We start from the raw sequence: 17,349 nt of genomic DNA, 5'->3' as shown, positions 1-17,349 counted from the left end.
CACATCTCGTCAAAGTGACGAGATGTAGGGCCCGTTTGTGCGACGGACCCGTCACTCCCTCCGGAGCGAAGCCGATGTTCACTCGAACAGCACCGCGTGTGGAGTCGTCTCTCCACGGGACAAGAACTCCGCGCGTGTGATGTCCCCCAGCTACCGCTGGGAGGTGCCCCCACGTCCGGGCTGGTCTGAACCCGGCTGGTGCTGATCGCGGAAGACCTGCCGGACCGCAGGTCCCGCAGGCAGCGTGAGCCAGGCAGCCCCCCCTTTGGGCAGGGGCGCAGTCAAAGTGGCAGCATGGGACGAGTGAGTGTTGCTCCTGTAGAGATCGAACGCACCGAATCGGCCGAAGAGACCTTCGCGGTCCCCGAACCCGACGTCCCCTGGGTGACCCTGGTGCACAACGACCCGGTCAACCTCATGAGCTATGTGGCGTACGTGTTCCAGGCGTACTTCGGCTATTCCAAGGACAAGGCGCACAAACTGATGCTCGACGTCCACCACAAGGGGCGGGCGGTCGTGTCCAGCGGCAGCCGCGAGGAAATGGAGCGCGACGTGCAGGCGATGCACGGCTACGGCCTGTGGGCGACCCTCTCCCAGGACCGCAACTGATGGGCGGCACGTTCCAGCCCCTCAAGGGCGGTGGCGCCGCCGTGGCGCTGGAGGAGATCGAGATCTCCATCCTGCGGTCCCTGGCGGTCCAGCTGCTCGAGCTGATCGGACCGGGCGAGCCGGAGCCCGCCGCGGACGCCGACCCGCTGGCCGCGCTGTTCGCCGCCGACGGCCCGACCGAGCCCCCGTCCGACCCGGCGCTGGCCCGGCTCTTCCCCGACGCGTACGGGGGGCCGGGCGCGGAGCCCGCGCAGGACCCCGATGAGCTGCGCGCCCGGTCGGCGGAGTTCCGCCGGTTCACCGAGAACGACCTGCGCACCCGCAAGCGGGAGGACGCGCTGGCGGTCGTGCGCAGCCTGGACGCGCTCACCCCGGCCGGTGACGGGGTGGCGGTCCTGGAGCTGACCGGGGAGCTGCCGCTGCGCTGGCTCGGCGCCCTCAACGACCTGCGGCTGACCCTCGCGGCCCGCCTCGACGTCACCGAGGACGACGAGAGCGAGTCGCTCTTCCGGCTTCCGGACGACGATCCGCGCAAGCCGATGGTGATGGCGTACCTCTGGCTCGGCGGTCTCCAGGAGACCCTCGTCGAGACGCTCGCCGAGAGCCTCTGATCTTCCTCAAGGGCGTGCGCCGTTCGCTCAGCGGACGCTCAAATCCGGATAACGATCAGATCACCGTCATACGGTGATCTGATTCGTTTCTAGACCTTTGTCCTGGAATCGCCGTGGCCTGTGCCACTTTCCCCGCCCTCGTTCACCCGTGAGCACGTGATAGATCTTCACGACCGTCGACGGGACGCCACCCATGTCCCGCGGCGTGCTTGAACCGGCTGACCGCCGGGTGCAACTCCATCCGTATCCGGGGGGATCGAGGACCCGATCCGCGGCCTGCAGAAGGCGCGGGTCGGCGTGGAGAAAGGCGCACCAAGACATGACCTCTGTGCAGGTCGAGCAGCACGGCAGGACGCCCGGCGAGGGCACTTCGGACGACGGCGACGGCGAGGGTTACCACCGTGCGCTCGGCGCCCGCCAGATCCAGATGATCGCGATCGGCGGAGCCATCGGCACCGGCCTCTTCCTGGGCGCGGGCAAGGCCATCTCCAAGGCCGGACCGAGCCTGATCCTGGCCTACGCCATCGCGGGCCTGGTCATCTTCTTCATCATGCGGGCGCTGGGCGAGCTGCTCATGTACCGCCCCGTCTCCGGTTCCTTCTCGGACTACGCCCGCGAGTTCCTGGGCCCGTTCTGGGGTTACGCGACCGGCTGGACGTACTGGCTGTTCTGGGTGGTCACCGGCATCACCGAGGTCACCGCGGCCGCCAAGTACATGTCGTACTGGACCCACGACAGCTTCCCGCAGTGGGCGTACGCGCTGATCTTCACCGTCATCCTCTACGCCGCCAACCTGATCTCCGTGAAGCTCTTCGGCGAGCTGGAGTTCTGGTTCTCGATGGTCAAGGTCACGGCCATCGTCGGCATGATCCTGATCTGCGCCGGCATCCTCACGATCGGCTTCTCCGACGCCGCCGCCACCGCCTCCGTCTCCAACCTGTGGAGCGACCGCGGCTTCTTCCCCAACGGCATCGGCGAGACGCTGATGACGCTGCAGATCGTGATGTTCGCCTTCCTCGCGGTCGAGCTGGTCGGCGTCACCGCCGGCGAGTCCAAGGACCCCGAGAAGACCCTGCCCAAGGCCATCAACACCGTGCCGTGGCGCATCGCCGTCTTCTACGTCGGCGCGCTCATCATGATCATGTCGGTCATCCCGTGGTCGAACTTCAAGGCGGGCGAGAGCCCCTTCGTGCTGGCCTTCGAGAAGATGGGCCTCGGCGTCGGCGCCGCGATCGTCAACTTCGTCGTCCTGACCGCCGCCCTGTCCTCCTGCAACTCCGGCATGTACTCCACCGGCCGCATGCTGCGCGACCTCGCGCTCAACGGCCAGGGCCCGAAGGTCTTCACCAAGCTCACCAAGAGCGGCACCCCGCTGGTCGGCACCACCTTCTCCGCCGCGCTGATGCTGGTGGGCGTCTGGATCAACTACGTCGCCCCGGGCAAGGCCTTCGACTACGTCGTCTCCTTCGCCACGATCTCCGGCATGTGGGCCTGGATCATGATCCTGGTCTGCCAGATCCGCTACCGCGCCAAGGCCGACCGCGGCGAGCTCCCGCAGTCCGCCTTCCGCGCCCCCGGCGCCCCGTGGACCAGCTGGTTCGCACTGCTCTTCATCGGCATGGTCATCGTGATGATGGGCATCGACAAGGACTCCCGCGTCTCGCTGTACTGCGCCCCGCTGTGGGGTCTGATCCTCGGAGTGTCCTACCTGGTCCTCAAGGCCCGCAACCCGGCCGGAGCGGCCTTCACCAAGGCCTCCTGAACCACTCCTGTCCAGCATTCGGGCCCTTCCGTACCACCCCTCGGTACGGAAGGGCCCGTCTGTCTATCCTGTCGCTCATGCTGACCCTCACCCAGGCCCTGTACGACCAGATCGTCGAGCACGCCCGCCAGGACCACCCCGACGAGGCGTGCGGTGTCGTGGCCGGCCCGGCGGGCACCGGCCGCCCGGAGCGCTTCATCCCGATGCTCAACGCGGCCCGCTCGCCCACGTTCTACGAGTTCGACTCGAAGGACCTGCTGAAGCTCTACCGCGAGTTGGACGACCGCGACGAGGAGCCGGTGATCGTCTACCACTCGCACACCGCGACCGAGGCCTACCCCTCGCGCACGGACGTCACGTACGCGAACGAGCCCGGCGCCCACTACGTACTCGTCTCCACGGCCGACAAGGACGGTCTCGGGGAGTTCCAGTTCCGCTCGTACCGGATCGTCGACGGTGTGATCACCGAGGAAGAAGTGCAGGTCGTCGAGGCCTACTGACCAGTATGTGGGCAATGGGCGTCCGAGATGCGGGATCACACTCCAAACCGGGGAGCGGGAATCGTTAACATGACCGCATGGTTCCCCAAGACGTGAGCATCGAGACGCCCGGCAGGCTGCTGCTCGTGGCGCGGCTGCACGTCGACCTGTGCCGCCTCGCCAGCGCCATCTGTCCTGCCTCCTGAGCACCGGAGCCCTCTTGCGCGGGGGGCCGACGAACCGCGCGCTTCACGTTCTCACGCCCTCCCTCACGATCCTTCACGACTGGAGCCAGCCATGGCCATCGAGGTCCGCATCCCCACCATCCTCCGCACCTACACCGACGGCGAGAAGGCCGTGACCGGTGAGGGCGCGAACCTGGACGAACTGTTCACGGACCTGGAGACCCGCCACAAGGGCATCCGCGAGCGCATCGTCGACGAGTCGAAGGGCGGCGAGCTGCGCCGCTTCGTGAACGTCTACCTCAACGACGAGGACGTCCGCTTCCTCGCCGGCATCACCACCGAACTCACGGACGGCGACAGCGTCACCATCCTCCCGGCCGTCGCCGGCGGATCGAAGTAATGCGATACGACTCCCCGCTGGCCGCGGTCGGCAACACGCCGCTCGTCCGGCTGCCCCGGCTGTCGCCCTCGGACGACGTCCGTATCTGGGCGAAGCTGGAGGACCGCAACCCGACCGGCTCGATCAAGGACCGCCCCGCGCTCCACATGGTCGAGCAGGCCGAGAAGGACGGCCGGCTGTACCCCGGCTGCACCATCCTGGAACCCACCTCGGGCAACACCGGCATCTCCCTGGCGATGGCGGCCAAGCTCAAGGGCTACCGCATCGTCTGCGTGATGCCGGAGAACACCTCGCAGGAGCGCCGGGACCTTCTCGCCATGTGGGGAGCCGAGATCATCTCCTCGCCCGCCGCCGGCGGCTCGAACACCGCGGTACGCGTGGCCAAGGAACTGGCGGCGGAGCACCCCGACTGGGTGATGCTCTACCAGTACGGCAACCCGGACAACGCGGGCGCGCACTACGCGACGACGGGCCCCGAGATCCTGGCGGACCTCCCCTCGATCACCCACTTCGTGGCGGGCCTGGGCACGACCGGCACCCTGATGGGCGTCGGCCGCTACCTGCGCGAGAACGTCGAGGGCATCAAGATCGTCGCCGCCGAACCGCGGTACGACGACCTGGTGTACGGCCTGCGCAACCTGGACGAGGGCTTCGTCCCCGAGCTCTACGACGCCTCCGTCCTGACCACCCGCTTCTCGGTGGGCTCGGCGGACGCGGTCACCCGGACCCGGGAGCTCCTCCAGCTGGAGGGCATCTTCGCCGGAGTCTCCACCGGCGCCGCCCTGCACGCGGCGATCGGCGTCGGCCGCAAGGCGGTGGCCGCCGGCGAAACGGCGGACATCGTCTTCGTCGTGGCCGACGGCGGCTGGAAGTACCTGTCGACCGGCGTCTACACGGCCGCGACGACGGAAGAGGCGATCGAGGTCCTCCAGGGCCAGCTCTGGGCGTAGCCGGACCCCGAAGGTCGCCCGGCGGGCGGATGTGGCGCCGCGGGAACACCGCCACATCCGCCCCCGCCACATCCGGCCCCGCCCGGAGGCCACCGGACGGGGGCACCGCCTCAGCGGCCTCCCCGAGGCCGCTGAGCCGACGCTTAGCCGCGCAGCACTTCCGCGAGCACCGCCGCGTGGCTCGACTCCGGATCCTTGACGGCGGTCAGGAGCGTGACCGGCCCCGCCGCGGCCAGCGCACGCAACCGGTCCAGCTCCGCCACCGCGTCGGCGGAGGCCAGTTCCGCCTCGTACCGCCGCCGGAACTCACCGGCGGAGCCGCCCCCGTGGAACCACTTCCGCAGCTCGCTCGACGGGGCAACGGCCCGCGGCCACTCGTCCACCCCCGCCGCCGCCTTCGAAAGGCCCCGCGGCCACAGCCGGTCCACGAGCACCCGGACACCGTCCTCCTCGGGCTCCAGCGGGTCGTACACACGCCGCAAACGGATCACCGGCCACCTCCGAGCCCCTTGATCTCGTCCCACACCGCCGGGTCCAGCACCCCCAGCCGGCCACGGAACTCCCACAGTGACACCTCCGCCGGCCGGTCCGCCTCCAGGAAGCTCGCCCGGCCCTGCGCCCCCACCGTCCCCGGCGGCAGCGGGACCACCCCGGCCCGCCGGTCGTCGTACTTCCCGGTGATCCACGCGACCCGCGCCCGGTGGCCCCGTACCTGCGCCACCGCCAGGACCAGACAGACCCGGCCGTCCGTCAGCGACCACAGCTCACTCGGCCGCGGCACCGGCGGCGCACCGGGGCCGTGCGCGGCAGGGGCCCGGCGGGGGAGCCCCAGCCGTGCCCCGGCGAGCAGCATCACCAGTGCCACGGCCACGACCGCGGCCACCGCGGGCCACCAGGACGTGTCCATGTTTCGACCGTAGCCGCGCGGGAACGCCCCGGCATGACAACCTTTGGCAACGCCCGTACCCACCGTCGCTCCCCCGGGTGACAGTGCAGGTGATTCCCCCCACAACGGCCCGCCGTGGAGGAGCGACGGGCCGTTTCGCGCCTTACGCTCAACGCACGCACGGCCCGCATTCCGTCCACGGACCGTCCACGGAGGTTCACGCTCCATGAAGCTCACCGTCGTCGGCTGTTCGGGGTCGTTCCCGTCCGCGGAATCGGCCTGTTCGAGCTACCTCGTCGAGGCCGACGGCTTCCGGCTGCTTCTCGACATGGGCAACGGCGCCCTCGGCGAGCTCCAGCGCCACATCGGTCTCTACGACCTCGACGCGATCTTCCTCAGCCATCTGCACGCCGACCACTGCATCGACATGTGCGCGTACTTCGTGGCCCGCTACTACCGGCACGAGGGCGGCCGCTGCGGCACCATCCCCGTCTACGGTCCCGAGGGCACCGAGAAGCGCCTGACCACCGCCTACGACGACGTGCCCGACGAGCGCTCGATGAGCGAGGTCTTCGACTTCCGCACCCTGAAGTCCGGCAGCTTCGAGATCGGCCCCTTCCAGGTCCGTACCGAGCGGGTCAGCCACCCCGTCGAGGCGTACGGCATCCGCATCGAGCACGGCGGCCGCTCGCTCACGTACTCCGGGGACACCGGAACCTGCTCGGAGCTCGGCCTGCTCGCCGAGGGCACCGACCTCTTCCTCTGCGAGGCCTCCTTCACCCACGGCAAGGAGGACATTCCCGGCCTGCACCTCAACGGCCACGAGGCCGGGGAGTATGCGCGCGGCGCCAGGGTCGGCCGCCTCGTCCTCACCCACATCCCGCCGTGGACGGACGCCCAGCAGAACCTCGCCGACGCCCGCTCGGCCTACGACGGCCCGATCGACCTGGCGTACGCGGGCGCCGTGTACGAGGTCTGAGGTCCGAGGCCCGGCGTGTCCGAGGTACGACGAAGCCCCCGCCCTCCCTTCGGGGAGAGCGGGGGCTCCGTCGTACCGGAGGCGGTGCGGCCTACTTGGCCTCGGCCTTCGCCAGCTCGGCGAGCTCCTCGTCGGACTCGCGGCCCGGGGTGGGGAGGTTCCACCTGGTGATCGCGAAGCGGAAGACGAAGTAGTAGACCACCGCGAAGCAGAGGCCGACGGCGGCCAGGCCCAGCGGGTTCTCGGCGATGCCGAGGTTCAGCAGGTAGTCGACCAGACCCGCCGAGAACCCGAAGCCGTCACGCATGCCCAGGGCCCAGGTCAGCGCCATGGAGATACCGGTGAGGACCGCGTGGACCGCGTAGAGCACCGGGGCGATGAACATGAAGGTGAACTCGATCGGCTCGGTCACACCAGTGACGAAGGAGGTGAGCGCGAGGGAGAACATCATGCCGCCGACGACCTTGCGGCGCTCGGGACGGGCGCAGTGGACGATCGCGAGGCAGGCCGCCGGGAGGGCGAACATCATGATCGGGAAGAAGCCGGTCATGAACTGTCCGGCGGTCGGGTCACCGGCGAGGAAGCGGCCGATGTCACCGCTCTTGCCGTTGTACTCGCCGGCCTGGAACCACGGGAAGGAGTTGAGCAGGTGGTGCATGCCGACCGGGATCAGCGCACGGTTGGCGACACCGAAGATGCCCGCGCCGACGGCGCCGGAACCGACCAGCCACTCACCGAAGTTGTGCAGACCCGTGCCGAGGACCGGCCAGATGTAGCCGAAGACGATGCCGATGAACAGGCCCGCGAAGGCGGAGAGGATCGGGACCAGGCGGCGTCCGCCGAAGAAGCCCGCCCAGTCGGGCAGCTTGGTGCGGTAGAAGCGCTGGTAGAGGAGCGCGACGACGATGCCCATCACGACGCCGCCGAGGACCTTGGCGTCGACGGGGGCGTCCACCAGGACGACCTTGTGGTCGACGACCTTCTCGATCTGCGGCAGGCTCGGATCCGTGAAGGTGGCCAGGACCTTCGAGAAGACCAGGTAGCCCGTGACGGCGGCGAGTGCGGTCGAACCGTCGGCCTTCTTGGCGAAGCCGATCGCGATACCGACGGCGAACAGCAGCGCCATGTTGACGATGATCGCTTCTCCGCCGGCCGCCATGTACGTGGCGATCTTGTTGACGAAGTCGGGCAGCGACGCCTTGCCGAGCATGTCGTCCTGGCCCAGGCGGATGAGCAGAGCGCCTGCGGGCAGCACCGCAACGGGGAGCATGAGGCTCCGGCCGATGCGCTGCATGACGGCCATCACGCCAGCGCCCTTCTTCTTCTCCGCCGCGGGGGCGGTAGCCGTGGTCACAACTTCCTCCAGTGGGCAAGGCGCCGCCAGGGGGTGAGCCGGGGGACGGCGACGTCTCGTAAAAGGGGGGAACGCGAGCGCAGACAGGCCCACGTGGTCTACACCAATTGATGGTGTAGACCAGTTGTAACACGGTGAGGGTTAGATAAGGAACCTTCGATTTCCTGTGGTCTACGCCACAACAGGTTTGGGTCCGCCGCGAACATGGCCGAAGCCCCCGGATCCGGAGATCCGAGGGCCTCGGGGAGGCGGGCCGCAGGTCCGGTGAACCGCCGGACGGGGCCTACGCCTTGATGTTGTCCTTCTCCATCTCGTCGATCTCCTCGTCCGACTCCCGGCCCGGGGTGGCCAGGTCGAACTTGGTGATCGCGAACCGGAAGACAGCGTAATAGACCACCGCGAAACCCAGGCCGATCGGGATGATCAGCGCCGGCTTCGTCGCCAGGCCCCAGTTGATGACGTAGTCGATCAGGCCGGCCGAGAAGCTGAAGCCGTCGTGGACGCCCAGCGCCCACGTCACCGCCATCGAGGCGCCCGTCAGCAACGCGTGGATCACGTACAGCACGGGCGCGACGAAGAGGAAGGAGTACTCCAGCGGCTCGGTGATCCCGGTGACGAAGGACGTCAGCGCGACCGACAGCATCAGGCCGCCGACCTCCTTGCGCCGCCGCGGCTTCGAGCAATGGGTGATCGCCAGCGCCGCCGCCGGGAGGGCGAACATCATGATGGGGAAGAACCCGGACAGGAACTGCCCGGCCTGCGGGTCGCCGTTGAGGAACATGTTGATGTCGCCGTGGACCACCTTGCCGTCCGGCGTGGTGAAGCTGCCGAACTGGAACCACACCGGCACGTTCAGGAACTGGTGCAGGCCGATCACCAGCAGCGCGCGGTTCGCGACACCGAAGATCCCGGCGCCCCACGAGCCCAGGCCCACCAGCCAGTCGGAGAAGCTCTCCAGCGCGTCACCGACCGGCGGCCAGATCCACAGGCACAGGGCCGCGAACCCGATCGCGACGAACGACATGATGATCGGGACCAGCCGGCGCCCGTTGAAGAAGCCCAGCCAGTCCACCAGCTTCACCCGGTGGTAGCGCTGCCAGAACCAGGCCGCCAGCAGGCCCATGATGATGCCGCCGAAGACACCGGGATTCTGGTACGTGTACGACACGAAGGTGTCGTTCGGCCCCAGGCAGCCGCCCCCGATGTCCTTGGTCCCCGCCGGGCAGGGCTTCTGGAACGCGTGCAGCACCCCGCGGTAGACGAGGAACCCCGCCACCGCCGCCAGGGCCGTCGAGCCGTCCGCCTTCTTCGCCATGCCGATCGCGACGCCGACGCAGAAGAGGAGCGGCAGCCCGAGGTCGGGATCCAGCAGCGCCCCGCCCGCGCCCGCCATCACCTTGGCGACGTCCGTCCAGCCGAGGCCCTCCACACCGAAGACATCGGGCTGCCCCAGGCGGTTCAGGATGCCCGCGGCGGGCAGGACGGCGATCGGCAGCTGAAGGCTCCGCCCCATCTTCTGCAGCCCCTGGAACAAGCCGTTCCACCACTTCGGCTGCGGCGCTGCTGCAGCGCTGCTCGCACTCATCGGCGTCCTCCCTGACCGGCCCGTTTTTGGCAGTTGCGGCACGTGCGGCACACTGGTGTAGACCAGTCGTGGGGCAGGCGACTGCTGATCGTCATCATTCGACAGACAGCAGTCATGCGCTCGCATAGATGGGCCAACCGTGCGTTACCGTGGCAAAGCGGATCACGCAGGTGGGTATCCGGATACCTGGCCGCCGAGACTCGTTCTTCGTAGAACTCAGGGAGAAACACATGGCCACCAAGGCTGAGAAGATCGTCGCCGGGCTCGGCGGCATCGACAACATCGACGAGATCGAGGGCTGCATCACCCGCCTGCGCACCGAGGTCCACGACCCCGCCCTCGTCGACGAAGCCGCCCTGAAGGCCGCCGGCGCCCACGGCGTCGTCAAGATGGGCACCGCGATCCAGGTCGTCATCGGCACCGACGCCGACCCGATCGCCGGCGAGATCGAAGACATGATGTGAGCTGAGCCCCACAAGGCTCGCCCGCCGAACGACAAGACCCCGTTCCGGATACACCCGGACGGGGTCTTCGCGTTCTGCCGCAGGGACTAGGCTCGGAGCCATGTCTCGCATCGACGGCCGTACGCCCGAACAGCTCCGCCCGGTCACCATCGAACGCGGATGGAGCAAGCACGCCGAGGGCTCCGTCCTCATCTCCTTCGGAGACACCAAGGTCTTCTGCACCGCCTCCTTCACCGAAGGCGTCCCGCGCTGGCGCAAGGGCAGCGGCGAAGGCTGGGTCACCTCCGAGTACTCGATGCTGCCCCGCTCCACCAACACCCGCGGCGACCGCGAATCCGTCCGCGGCAAGATCGGCGGCCGCACCCACGAGATCTCCCGCCTCATCGGCCGCTCCCTGCGCGCCGTCATCGACTACAAGGCCCTCGGCGAGAACACCATCGTCCTGGACTGCGACGTCCTCCAGGCCGACGGCGGCACCCGCACCGCCGCCATCACCGGCGCCTACGTCGCCCTCGCCGACGCCGTCGCCTGGGGCCAGCAGAAGAAGCTCATCAAGGCCGGCCGCAAGCCGCTCACCGGCACCGTCGCCGCCGTCAGCGTCGGCATCGTCGACGGCGTCCCGCTCCTCGACCTCTGCTACGAGGAAGACGTGCGCGCCGAGACCGACATGAACGTGGTCTGCACCGGCGACGGCCGCTTCGTCGAGGTCCAGGGCACCGCCGAGGGCGAGCCCTTCGACCGCAAGGAACTGAACGCCCTCCTCGACCTCGCCGCCGGCGGCTGCGCGGACCTGGAAGCCATCCAGCTGGGCGCGCTGGAACTGTAAGCGGCAACCGCGGCGCGCGGATTCGCGTCCGTCCTGGTACGGGCGCACGGTGTCAAAGCCGTGCGCCCGTCCACGCATCCGACTCCCCGGGGACCAGAAGATGAAGACGCTGAAGTCCGTCAAGCCGAAGCACCGCATCGCCGCCGTGGCCGTCGCGGCCGCCCTGGCGATACCCGCCCTCACCTCCTGCGACGCGATCTCCACCGCGATGGACTGCGCGAACACCGCGGTGGCCATCACCGACGGCGCGAACGACCTCCAGCAGGCGGTCTCCCAGGCCGGCAACAGCCCGCAGGACGCCCAGAACGCGCTCAACCAGATCGAGACGAACCTCAAGAAGATCGGCGACCAGACGGACAACGCCGACCTGGGCAAGGCCATCGACTCGATGAGCACGGCGGTGAAGAACGTCCGCACCGCCATCCAGAACGGCGACGCCACCCCGGACATCCAGCCGGTCGCGGACGCGGCGAGCGAGATCTCCAAGGTCTGCACCCCGGGCTGACCCGGCCGGCGACCGCGAAATAATGGGGGCCATGACCTCCACGCCCAGCCGCCTCATCCTCGCGACCCGCAACGCGGGCAAGATCGCCGAACTCCACGCCATCCTGTCCGACGCCGGCCTGCCGCACGAGCTGGTCGGCGCGGACGCGTACCCCGAGATCCCGGACGTCAAGGAAACCGGCGTCACCTTCGCCGAGAACGCCCTCCTCAAGGCCCACGCCCTGGCCCGCGCCACCGGCCTCCCGGCGGTCGCCGACGACTCCGGCCTGTGCGTGGACGTCCTGAACGGCGCCCCCGGCATCTTCTCGGCGCGCTGGGCCGGCGCCCACGGCGACGACGAGGCCAACCTCCGCCTCCTGCTGGCGCAGCTCGGCGACATCGACGAGGAGCACCGCGGCGCCCACTTCTTCTGCGCGGCGGCCCTGGCCCTCCCGGACGGCACCGAACGCGTCGTCGAGGGCCGCCTCCTGGGCACCCTGCGCCACGCCCCGTCGGGCACGGGCGGCTTCGGCTACGACCCGATCCTCCAGCCGCTGGGCGAGTCCCGCACCTGCGCGGAGCTCACCCCGGCGGAGAAGAACGCCATCTCCCACCGCGGCCAGGCCTTCCGCGCCCTGGTCCCGGTGGTCCGCGAACTCCTGGGCTGACGAGACAGGGCCTGTTCTCCCGAGTCCGGGAGAACAGGCCCTGTTCATCGAGTGCGCCCGGTCGGATTCGAACCGACATACGCGGCCACCTAAAGACCGCCGCTCACCAGGTGGCGTACGGACGCAAGCGAGGAACACTCTACTGCGCGCGCCGCAGCCGTGGTCGATGTACCCGTGGTCTAACGACTGTGCCGCCCTGCTCGACACCAGGTGTCCGTTACCGCGTGGCAGTTGGGGCAGAGCAGCCGCAAGTTTTCCCGCTGGTTGTTGCGCCAGTCGCCGTCGATGTGGTCGACCTCCAGCGGTAGCGGATAGCCCTGCCAGGTCGGCTCGATACCGCACATCGCGCACCGCTCGGGGATGCCGAGTGCGGCGAGTGCACCCTTGAGGTGCTCGCTCTGGGCCCGGCGGGCACGGGTGTCGTCTTGCCTGACCAGGATCGATTCCGGAGTGCGCCGCGTGTTGGGGCGTCCCGCACGTGAGGGCAGTTTGAAGTGCGAAGTGTCGGTGCCGAACGCCTTCACCTTGCGACTGATGTGCGTGTGGTGGCCGCCCGCGACGTCACGGCCGAGGCGCCCGAGGACCTCGCACATGGTGGTCGACGCGGCCACGGCCTCGGCCAGGATCTCCCTCGTCCACTTCATCCCCTCCGGCTCGAAGTCGGCATCCTCGCCCCCTCCGCATCCCGGCCGCCCGTGCGGCTCTCGTACGGAGTAACGGGTCGATAGTCGGAGAGTTGCGGCCGATTTCGTCCGATAAACGGAGCGGCCCGCACCGGTTGGGTGCGGGCCGCTTCCTGCGGGGCAGGGGGCTGGGTCAGATGCCCAGGTCCTTGATGATCTTGGCCACGTGGCCGGTCGCCTTGACGTTGTAGAAGGCGTGCTCGACCTTGCCCTCCTCGTCCACGACCACCGTCGAGCGGATGACCCCCGTCACCGTCTTGCCGTACAGCTTCTTCTCGCCGTACGCGCCGTACGCCGTCAGGGTCTCCTTCTCCGGGTCGCCGACCAGGGTGACCTTCAGGTGCTCCTTCTCGCGGAACTTCGCGAGCTTCTCCGGCTTGTCGGGGGAGACGCCGATGACGTCGTAGCCGGCCGTCGCCAGGACGTCGAGGTTGTCCGTGAAGTCGCAGGCCTGCTTGGTGCAGCCCGGCGTCAGGGCGGCCGGGTAGAAGTAGACGATCACCTTGCGGCCCTTGTGGCCGGCCAGCGAGACCTCGTTGCCGTCCGCGTCGGGCAGGGTGAAGGCGGGGGCGGTATCGCCCGGCTGAAGTCGCTCGCTCATGTCGGCAGTCTCCTCAAGAGGGGATCGGTATGGCACGAGACTAAGCTGCTGACAGACTGTTCATGGCGGACTACGCCCCCACAGACGACACGACGACGGAGGCAGCGCGGTGCCGGAAGCCAGGACCCCCGCACAGATCGAGGCGGACATCGTCCGCCGCCGCGAGCAGCTCGCCGAGACGCTCGACGAGATCGGTGTGCGCATGCACCCGAAGACGATCATCGGGGACGCGAAGGCCAGGGCCGCCTCGACGGTCGACCACACCGTCGGGCGGGCGTACGTCGCGGTGAACCGCCTCGTGACGGACGTGAATGGCGCGCTGCGCCACGAGGACGGGGCTCCGCGCATGGAGCGGATCGTGCCCGTCGCGCTGCTCGCGGCGGGTGTGGTGGGGGTAGTGGTGCTCTCGGTGCGGCGCAAGCGCTGATGACCCTGCGGAGCGCGGCCTCGACGCGGGCGGGTAGGTTCGGGGCGTGAGCGAGAACACCACCCACGACAAACTGCCCATCCGTATGCTCCACGACCGCGTGCTCGTGAAGTCCGACCTGCCCGAGGGCGAGCGGCGCTCCGGCGGCGGCATCCTCATCCCGGCGACGGCCGCGGTCGGCAAGCGGCTGGCCTGGGCCGAGGTGGTCGCGGTCGGGCAGAACGTACGGAGCGTCGAGCCCGGCGACCGGGTGCTGTACGACCCCGAGGACCGTGCCGAGGTCGAGGTGCGGGGTGCGACGTACGTGCTGATGCGCGAGCGGGATCTGCACGCCGTGGCCGCCGAGCGGCTGGAGGGGTCGAAGGACTCCACGGGTCTCTACCTCTGACGCCTCTGACGCCTCTGACGCGCCTGACGCCTCTGATTCTTCTGAGAACTGCCGTGAAAAGGGCTGGTGGCCTAGGTCACCAGCCCTTTTCACCTCTCTTTGCTACGGTTGAGGGACCCCGACGAGACGCGCCGTACCGGGTACGACAAGACGACGCACCCGTATCGCCCGATGTCTCGGAGGTGCCGTCATGGCCTGGGTCCTGCTGATCGTCGCCGGTCTGATCGAAGTCGGCTGGTCGATCGGAATGAAGTTCACCGAAGGTTTCACCCGGCTGTGGCCCAGTGTGTTCACGGGTGCCGGGATCGTCGCCAGCATGGTGCTGCTCTCGATCGCCGCGAAGTCCCTGCCCATCGGTACGGCGTACGGGGTGTGGGTGGGCATCGGCGCCGCCGGTGCGGCCGTGCTCGGTATGGCGGTGCTGGGTGAGCCCGTCACCGCGGCCCGGATCTTCTTCATCTGCCTGCTGCTGGTGGCCGTGGTGGGGCTGAAGGTGACCTCCGGTCACTGACCGGACCGGAGACCACCCGCCGCCCCCTCGGATCATTCGAGGAATGCTGAGGGCGGGCGCGTGCCATCGCCCGCGCCGCGGTCGGCGCCCTGCCCGCCCGTCCTGCCCGTGGTGCCCATCGTGCCCGCGGTGGTGCCGCCCTGGTCGCCCTGGGTGGCGCCGCCGTTGGTCTGCCCGCCCTGTGTCTGGCCGCCCTGCGTCTGCCCGCCCTGTGTCCGGCCGCCGTTGTCCTGGCCGCCGTTGTCCTGGCCCCCCTGGTTCTGACCGCCTTGGTTCTGACCGCCGTTGTCCCGGCCCCCGTTGTCCCGCCCGCCGTTCGGCTCGGTGGGCCGGCCCGGCCGGGTCGGCCGTTCGGGAGGGGGCGGCGTGTCCTCGTCCGGGGTCTCCTCGGGCCGGCCCGTCTGGGCCGGCGGCGAGGGCGGCGGCTGGGCCGCGCCCGGCTGGAGTTCCAGGTCGAAGTCGGCGGGGTCGCTGCCCTCCAGGGCGGTCTTGGTGTACGCGGCCCAGATCCGGGCCGGGTAGCCGCCACCGCCGATACGGGGCTCCCCGAGGGCGTTGTACAGGGACTCCAAGGCGCCGGTGTCCGGGTCCTGGCCCATCATCGAGACCACCGTGACCAGGTCCGGGGTGTACGCGGCGAACCAGGCCGAGCGGTCCAGTTCGCCGGTCCCGGTCTTGCCCGCGGCCGGGCGGCCGGCGGCGAGCGCGGCCGTACCGGTGCCGTTGTCGACGACGCTGACCAGCATGGACGTGGTGGTGTCGGCGGTCTCGCGGCTGACGGCCTGGGTGGGCGTGCGCTCGGGCAGGCCGATCGTGTCGCCGCCCTTGGTGATCTTCTCCAGGAAGGTGTACGGGGTGCGGCGGCCGTGGTCCGCGAGGGTCGCGTACGCCTGGGTCATGTCCAGGACGCTGGCCTGCAGGGTGCCGAGGGCCATGGCGGGGACGGGCGGGAAGTTCGGGGTGTCCGCGGGGATGCCGAGGGCGATGGCCGTGTCCTTGACCTTCGCGGTGCCGACGTCGACCGCCATCTGCGCGTAGACGGCGTTGACGGAGAGGTCGGTCGCGGTGTTGACGGTGATGTTCCCGTACGACACCTGGCCCTCGTTCTCGGGGGCGAAGCGGATGCGGCCGCCGACGACCGGGTGTTTGTTGTCGCCGTTGTAGATCGTGTTCGGGGTGATCCGGCGGCCGTCCTGGGTGCGGGAGTCGTTCTCGACGGCGGCCGCGAAGACGAACGGCTTGAAGGTGGAGGCGACCTGGTAGTCGTGCCGGGTCGCGTTGTTGACGAACTGCTTGGTGTAGTCGATGCCGCCGTACATGGCGACGACCTTGCCGGTGGCCGGGTCGATGGACACTCCGCCGGCCCGCACCACCCGGTCCGCCTTGCGCTTCTCCGGGTCGAGTTCGCGGACCATCTGGGCGTCGACGGCTTCGGTGAAGGCGTTCTGGCGGCGTCTGTCGATGGTGGTGGTGATGCGGTAGCCGCCCTCGGCGAGGGTTTTGTCGTCGAGGATCTTGTGATCGACGATGTAGTCCTTGATGGCTTCCACCAGGTATCCGCGCTGCCCGGACAGTCCGGCGGCGGCGCGGACCTTGCCCGGCTCGGGGAACCGTGTCGTCGCGCGATCGGCGGCGGGCAGCCAGTTCTTCTTGACCATGCCGTCGAGTACGTAGTTCCAGCGGGCGAGGGCGCGGGGGCGGCTCTGGGGGTGGGAGACGACGTCGAAGGCGCTGGGGGAGTTGAGGAGGGTGGCGAGGTAGGCGCCCTCGGCGGTGGTGAGGTTGGCGGCGTCCTTGCCGTAGTAGGCCTGGGCGGCGGCCTGGATGCCGTAGGCGTTGCGGCCGAAGTAACTGGTGTTCAGATACCCCTCCAGGATGTAGTCCTTCGACTTCTCGCGACCGAGTTTGATCGCGATGAAGAACTCCTTGACCTTCCGTTTGATCGTCTGTTCCTGGCCCAGGTAGTAGTTCTTGACGTACTGCTGGGTGATGGTCGAACCGGACTGGGTGCCCTTGCCGGTCGCGGTGTTCCAGGCGGCGCGGACCATCGCCTTGGGATCCACGGCCCGTTCGGAGTAGAAGTCCCGGTCCTCGGCAGCCAGTACGGCCTCCTGCACGGTCCGGGGGATCTGTGAGAGCGGGACGTTGACGCGGTTGACCTCGCCGTCGCTGGCGAGCTGCGAACCGTCGGAGTAGAGGTAGACGTTGGACTGCGCGGTGGCGGCGGAGTTGGCGGGCGGGATGTCCACGAGCAGGTAGCCGGCGACGAGGGCGCCGATGAGCAGCAGGGCGAGGAGCAGGAAGCCGCCCAGCAGCATGCGCCAGGTGGGGAGGGCGCGTCGCCAGCCGGTCCGCTTGCTGCGGGCCTGCTTTCCGGGCTCCCGTGCCGTGCCGGGCCTCTGCCCTGTGCCGGGTGTCTGCGGCTGCGTCGGGGGTCCCTCCGGCGGAGTGTCCGGATCGCGAGGGGTCCAGCCCGGGGGCGGTGACTGGTCGCTCAT

General features: G+C 69.2%; 22 protein-coding genes, 1 tRNA gene, 1 pseudogene and 1 riboswitch. Of the genes and pseudogenes, 16 read left to right on the top strand and 8 right to left on the bottom strand.

Translation table 11 applies throughout. The features are described 5' to 3' along the window. Positions 1-43: 43 nt before the first annotated feature. The 8 genes and pseudogenes from OG429_RS15565 to OG429_RS15530 all read left to right on the top strand — a co-directional run. Positions 44-248: pseudogene (locus tag OG429_RS15565) on the top strand (hypothetical protein); the annotation flags it as partial. Positions 249-294: 46 nt separating this feature from the next. Then, the gene (gene clpS, locus OG429_RS15560) at positions 295-609 is read left to right on the top strand and encodes an ATP-dependent Clp protease adapter ClpS (RefSeq protein ID WP_328925927.1); all 315 of its coding nucleotides are present in this window, start codon (positions 295-297) and stop codon (positions 607-609) included. Continuing rightward, entirely contained in the window at positions 609-1,220 is a 612-nt protein-coding gene (locus tag OG429_RS15555) for a DUF2017 domain-containing protein (RefSeq protein ID WP_328925926.1), read from the top strand. Before clpS ends, OG429_RS15555 begins: the two co-directional genes overlap by 1 nt. A gap of 319 nt (positions 1,221-1,539) precedes the next feature. Further along, the gene (locus OG429_RS15550; protein WP_328925925.1) at positions 1,540-2,982 is read left to right on the top strand and encodes an amino acid permease; all 1,443 of its coding nucleotides are present in this window, start codon (positions 1,540-1,542) and stop codon (positions 2,980-2,982) included. A 77-nt stretch (positions 2,983-3,059) separates the two neighbouring features. After that, on the top strand, positions 3,060-3,482 hold the full coding sequence (locus OG429_RS15545) for a M67 family metallopeptidase (protein ID WP_328925924.1): 423 nt from the start codon (positions 3,060-3,062) through the stop codon (positions 3,480-3,482). 77 nt (positions 3,483-3,559) lie between these two features. Beyond that, positions 3,560-3,667 (top strand): putative leader peptide, encoded by a 108-nt coding sequence (locus OG429_RS15540; protein ID WP_328925923.1) that lies wholly within the window; start codon positions 3,560-3,562, stop codon positions 3,665-3,667. Positions 3,668-3,758: 91 nt separating this feature from the next. Then, entirely contained in the window at positions 3,759-4,046 is a 288-nt protein-coding gene (locus OG429_RS15535) for a MoaD/ThiS family protein (RefSeq protein WP_328925922.1), read from the top strand. Then, the gene (locus tag OG429_RS15530; RefSeq protein WP_328925921.1) at positions 4,046-4,996 is read left to right on the top strand and encodes a PLP-dependent cysteine synthase family protein; all 951 of its coding nucleotides are present in this window, start codon (positions 4,046-4,048) and stop codon (positions 4,994-4,996) included. The genes OG429_RS15535 and OG429_RS15530 overlap by 1 nt, the downstream gene beginning before the upstream one ends. A 143-nt stretch (positions 4,997-5,139) precedes the next feature. On the opposite strand, the gene OG429_RS15525 is transcribed toward OG429_RS15530, so the two are convergent. Both OG429_RS15525 and OG429_RS15520 read right to left on the bottom strand, forming a co-directional pair. Continuing rightward, positions 5,140-5,487, bottom strand: coding sequence for a DUF488 domain-containing protein (locus OG429_RS15525; protein ID WP_328925920.1), 348 nt, complete (start codon positions 5,485-5,487; stop codon positions 5,140-5,142). Next, positions 5,484-5,903 (bottom strand): hypothetical protein, encoded by a 420-nt coding sequence (locus tag OG429_RS15520; protein WP_328925919.1) that lies wholly within the window; start codon positions 5,901-5,903, stop codon positions 5,484-5,486. The genes OG429_RS15525 and OG429_RS15520 overlap by 4 nt, the downstream gene beginning before the upstream one ends. Positions 5,904-6,108: 205 nt before the next feature. Here OG429_RS15520 and OG429_RS15515 point away from each other — a divergent pair, with 205 nt between their 5' ends. Then, the gene (locus OG429_RS15515; RefSeq protein ID WP_328925918.1) at positions 6,109-6,861 is read left to right on the top strand and encodes an MBL fold metallo-hydrolase; all 753 of its coding nucleotides are present in this window, start codon (positions 6,109-6,111) and stop codon (positions 6,859-6,861) included. Positions 6,862-6,952: 91 nt separating this feature from the next. Here OG429_RS15515 and OG429_RS15510 read toward each other — a convergent pair whose 3' ends face one another. Then, positions 6,953-8,164, bottom strand: coding sequence for a PTS transporter subunit EIIC (locus OG429_RS15510; RefSeq protein ID WP_328930279.1), 1,212 nt, complete (start codon positions 8,162-8,164; stop codon positions 6,953-6,955). Positions 8,165-8,498: 334 nt separating this feature from the next. Further along, the gene (locus OG429_RS15505; protein ID WP_328925917.1) at positions 8,499-9,800 is read right to left on the bottom strand and encodes a PTS transporter subunit EIIC; all 1,302 of its coding nucleotides are present in this window, start codon (positions 9,798-9,800) and stop codon (positions 8,499-8,501) included. Positions 9,801-9,928: 128 nt separating this feature from the next. Between OG429_RS15505 and OG429_RS15500 the strand changes: the two genes are divergently transcribed. The 4 genes from OG429_RS15500 (at position 9,929) to rdgB (ending at position 12,241) form a co-directional block, all read left to right on the top strand. Next, positions 9,929-10,264, top strand: coding sequence for a PTS glucose/sucrose transporter subunit IIB (locus OG429_RS15500; RefSeq protein WP_328925916.1), 336 nt, complete (start codon positions 9,929-9,931; stop codon positions 10,262-10,264). A 100-nt stretch (positions 10,265-10,364) separates the two neighbouring features. Then, complete coding sequence (rph, locus tag OG429_RS15495; RefSeq protein WP_030717976.1) at positions 10,365-11,090, top strand: ribonuclease PH; 726 nt, start codon at positions 10,365-10,367, stop codon at positions 11,088-11,090. 100 nt (positions 11,091-11,190) lie between these two features. Next, positions 11,191-11,595, top strand: coding sequence for a hypothetical protein (locus OG429_RS15490; RefSeq protein WP_328925915.1), 405 nt, complete (start codon positions 11,191-11,193; stop codon positions 11,593-11,595). 31 nt (positions 11,596-11,626) lie between these two features. Continuing rightward, positions 11,627-12,241 (top strand): RdgB/HAM1 family non-canonical purine NTP pyrophosphatase, encoded by a 615-nt coding sequence (gene rdgB / locus OG429_RS15485; RefSeq protein ID WP_328925914.1) that lies wholly within the window; start codon positions 11,627-11,629, stop codon positions 12,239-12,241. A gap of 52 nt (positions 12,242-12,293) precedes the next feature. On the opposite strand, the gene OG429_RS15480 is transcribed toward rdgB, so the two are convergent. The 3 genes from OG429_RS15480 to bcp form a co-directional block, all read right to left on the bottom strand. Next, positions 12,294-12,366, bottom strand: a tRNA-Leu gene (locus tag OG429_RS15480). A gap of 54 nt (positions 12,367-12,420) precedes the next feature. After that, a complete protein-coding gene (locus OG429_RS15475) occupies positions 12,421-12,885 on the bottom strand; it encodes an HNH endonuclease signature motif containing protein (RefSeq protein ID WP_328925913.1) in 465 nt (154 codons plus the stop codon). A gap of 172 nt (positions 12,886-13,057) precedes the next feature. Then, positions 13,058-13,525: a thioredoxin-dependent thiol peroxidase gene (bcp, locus tag OG429_RS15470; RefSeq protein ID WP_328925912.1), complete on the bottom strand. Its 468-nt coding sequence runs from the start codon at positions 13,523-13,525 to the stop codon at positions 13,058-13,060. A 109-nt stretch (positions 13,526-13,634) separates the two neighbouring features. On the opposite strand from bcp, the gene OG429_RS15465 reads away from it, so the two are divergent. The 3 genes from OG429_RS15465 (at position 13,635) to OG429_RS15455 (ending at position 14,851) form a co-directional block, all read left to right on the top strand. After that, the gene (locus OG429_RS15465) at positions 13,635-13,952 is read left to right on the top strand and encodes a DUF3618 domain-containing protein (protein ID WP_328925911.1); all 318 of its coding nucleotides are present in this window, start codon (positions 13,635-13,637) and stop codon (positions 13,950-13,952) included. 46 nt (positions 13,953-13,998) lie between these two features. Further along, on the top strand, positions 13,999-14,340 hold the full coding sequence (locus OG429_RS15460; RefSeq protein WP_030239046.1) for a GroES family chaperonin: 342 nt from the start codon (positions 13,999-14,001) through the stop codon (positions 14,338-14,340). 92 nt (positions 14,341-14,432) lie between these two features. Continuing rightward, a riboswitch (guanidine-III (ykkC-III) riboswitch) is annotated at positions 14,433-14,500 on the top strand. Positions 14,501-14,530: 30 nt separating this feature from the next. Beyond that, positions 14,531-14,851, top strand: coding sequence for a DMT family transporter (locus OG429_RS15455; protein WP_328925910.1), 321 nt, complete (start codon positions 14,531-14,533; stop codon positions 14,849-14,851). Between the two features lie 32 nt (positions 14,852-14,883). Here OG429_RS15455 and OG429_RS15450 read toward each other — a convergent pair whose 3' ends face one another. Next, the gene (locus OG429_RS15450; RefSeq protein WP_328925909.1) at positions 14,884-17,349 is read right to left on the bottom strand and encodes a transglycosylase domain-containing protein; all 2,466 of its coding nucleotides are present in this window, start codon (positions 17,347-17,349) and stop codon (positions 14,884-14,886) included.

The sequence above is a fragment of the Streptomyces sp. NBC_00190 genome (assembly GCF_036203305.1).
In the GTDB taxonomy this organism is placed as follows: domain Bacteria; phylum Actinomycetota; class Actinomycetes; order Streptomycetales; family Streptomycetaceae; genus Streptomyces.
This window is presented reverse-complemented; position numbering and strand designations above follow the sequence as displayed.

Bases quoted from the DNA above. Each gene is read 5' to 3' on its own strand.
- OG429_RS15475 (WP_328925913.1), bottom strand. From the start codon at position 12,885: ATGAAGTGGACGAGGGAGATCCTGGCCGAGGCCGTGGCCGCGTCGACC.
- OG429_RS15555 (WP_328925926.1), top strand. From the start codon at position 609: ATGGGCGGCACGTTCCAGCCCCTCAAGGGCGGTGGCGCCGCCGTGGCG.
- OG429_RS15455 (WP_328925910.1), top strand. From the start codon at position 14,531: ATGGCCTGGGTCCTGCTGATCGTCGCCGGTCTGATCGAAGTCGGCTGG.
- OG429_RS15535 (WP_328925922.1), top strand. From the start codon at position 3,759: ATGGCCATCGAGGTCCGCATCCCCACCATCCTCCGCACCTACACCGAC.
- OG429_RS15550 (WP_328925925.1), top strand. From the start codon at position 1,540: ATGACCTCTGTGCAGGTCGAGCAGCACGGCAGGACGCCCGGCGAGGGC.
- OG429_RS15515 (WP_328925918.1), top strand. From the start codon at position 6,109: ATGAAGCTCACCGTCGTCGGCTGTTCGGGGTCGTTCCCGTCCGCGGAA.
- rdgB (WP_328925914.1), top strand. From the start codon at position 11,627: ATGACCTCCACGCCCAGCCGCCTCATCCTCGCGACCCGCAACGCGGGC.
- OG429_RS15450 (WP_328925909.1), bottom strand. From the start codon at position 17,349: ATGAGCGACCAGTCACCGCCCCCGGGCTGGACCCCTCGCGATCCGGAC.
- OG429_RS15530 (WP_328925921.1), top strand. From the start codon at position 4,046: ATGCGATACGACTCCCCGCTGGCCGCGGTCGGCAACACGCCGCTCGTC.
- OG429_RS15510 (WP_328930279.1), bottom strand. From the start codon at position 8,164: ATGGCCGTCATGCAGCGCATCGGCCGGAGCCTCATGCTCCCCGTTGCG.
- OG429_RS15500 (WP_328925916.1), top strand. From the start codon at position 9,929: ATGGGCCAACCGTGCGTTACCGTGGCAAAGCGGATCACGCAGGTGGGT.
- clpS (WP_328925927.1), top strand. From the start codon at position 295: ATGGGACGAGTGAGTGTTGCTCCTGTAGAGATCGAACGCACCGAATCG.
- OG429_RS15490 (WP_328925915.1), top strand. From the start codon at position 11,191: ATGAAGACGCTGAAGTCCGTCAAGCCGAAGCACCGCATCGCCGCCGTG.
- OG429_RS15520 (WP_328925919.1), bottom strand. From the start codon at position 5,903: ATGGACACGTCCTGGTGGCCCGCGGTGGCCGCGGTCGTGGCCGTGGCA.
- OG429_RS15545 (WP_328925924.1), top strand. From the start codon at position 3,060: ATGCTGACCCTCACCCAGGCCCTGTACGACCAGATCGTCGAGCACGCC.
- OG429_RS15505 (WP_328925917.1), bottom strand. From the start codon at position 9,800: ATGAGTGCGAGCAGCGCTGCAGCAGCGCCGCAGCCGAAGTGGTGGAAC.
- OG429_RS15540 (WP_328925923.1), top strand. From the start codon at position 3,560: ATGGTTCCCCAAGACGTGAGCATCGAGACGCCCGGCAGGCTGCTGCTC.
- rph (WP_030717976.1), top strand. From the start codon at position 10,365: ATGTCTCGCATCGACGGCCGTACGCCCGAACAGCTCCGCCCGGTCACC.
- bcp (WP_328925912.1), bottom strand. From the start codon at position 13,525: ATGAGCGAGCGACTTCAGCCGGGCGATACCGCCCCCGCCTTCACCCTG.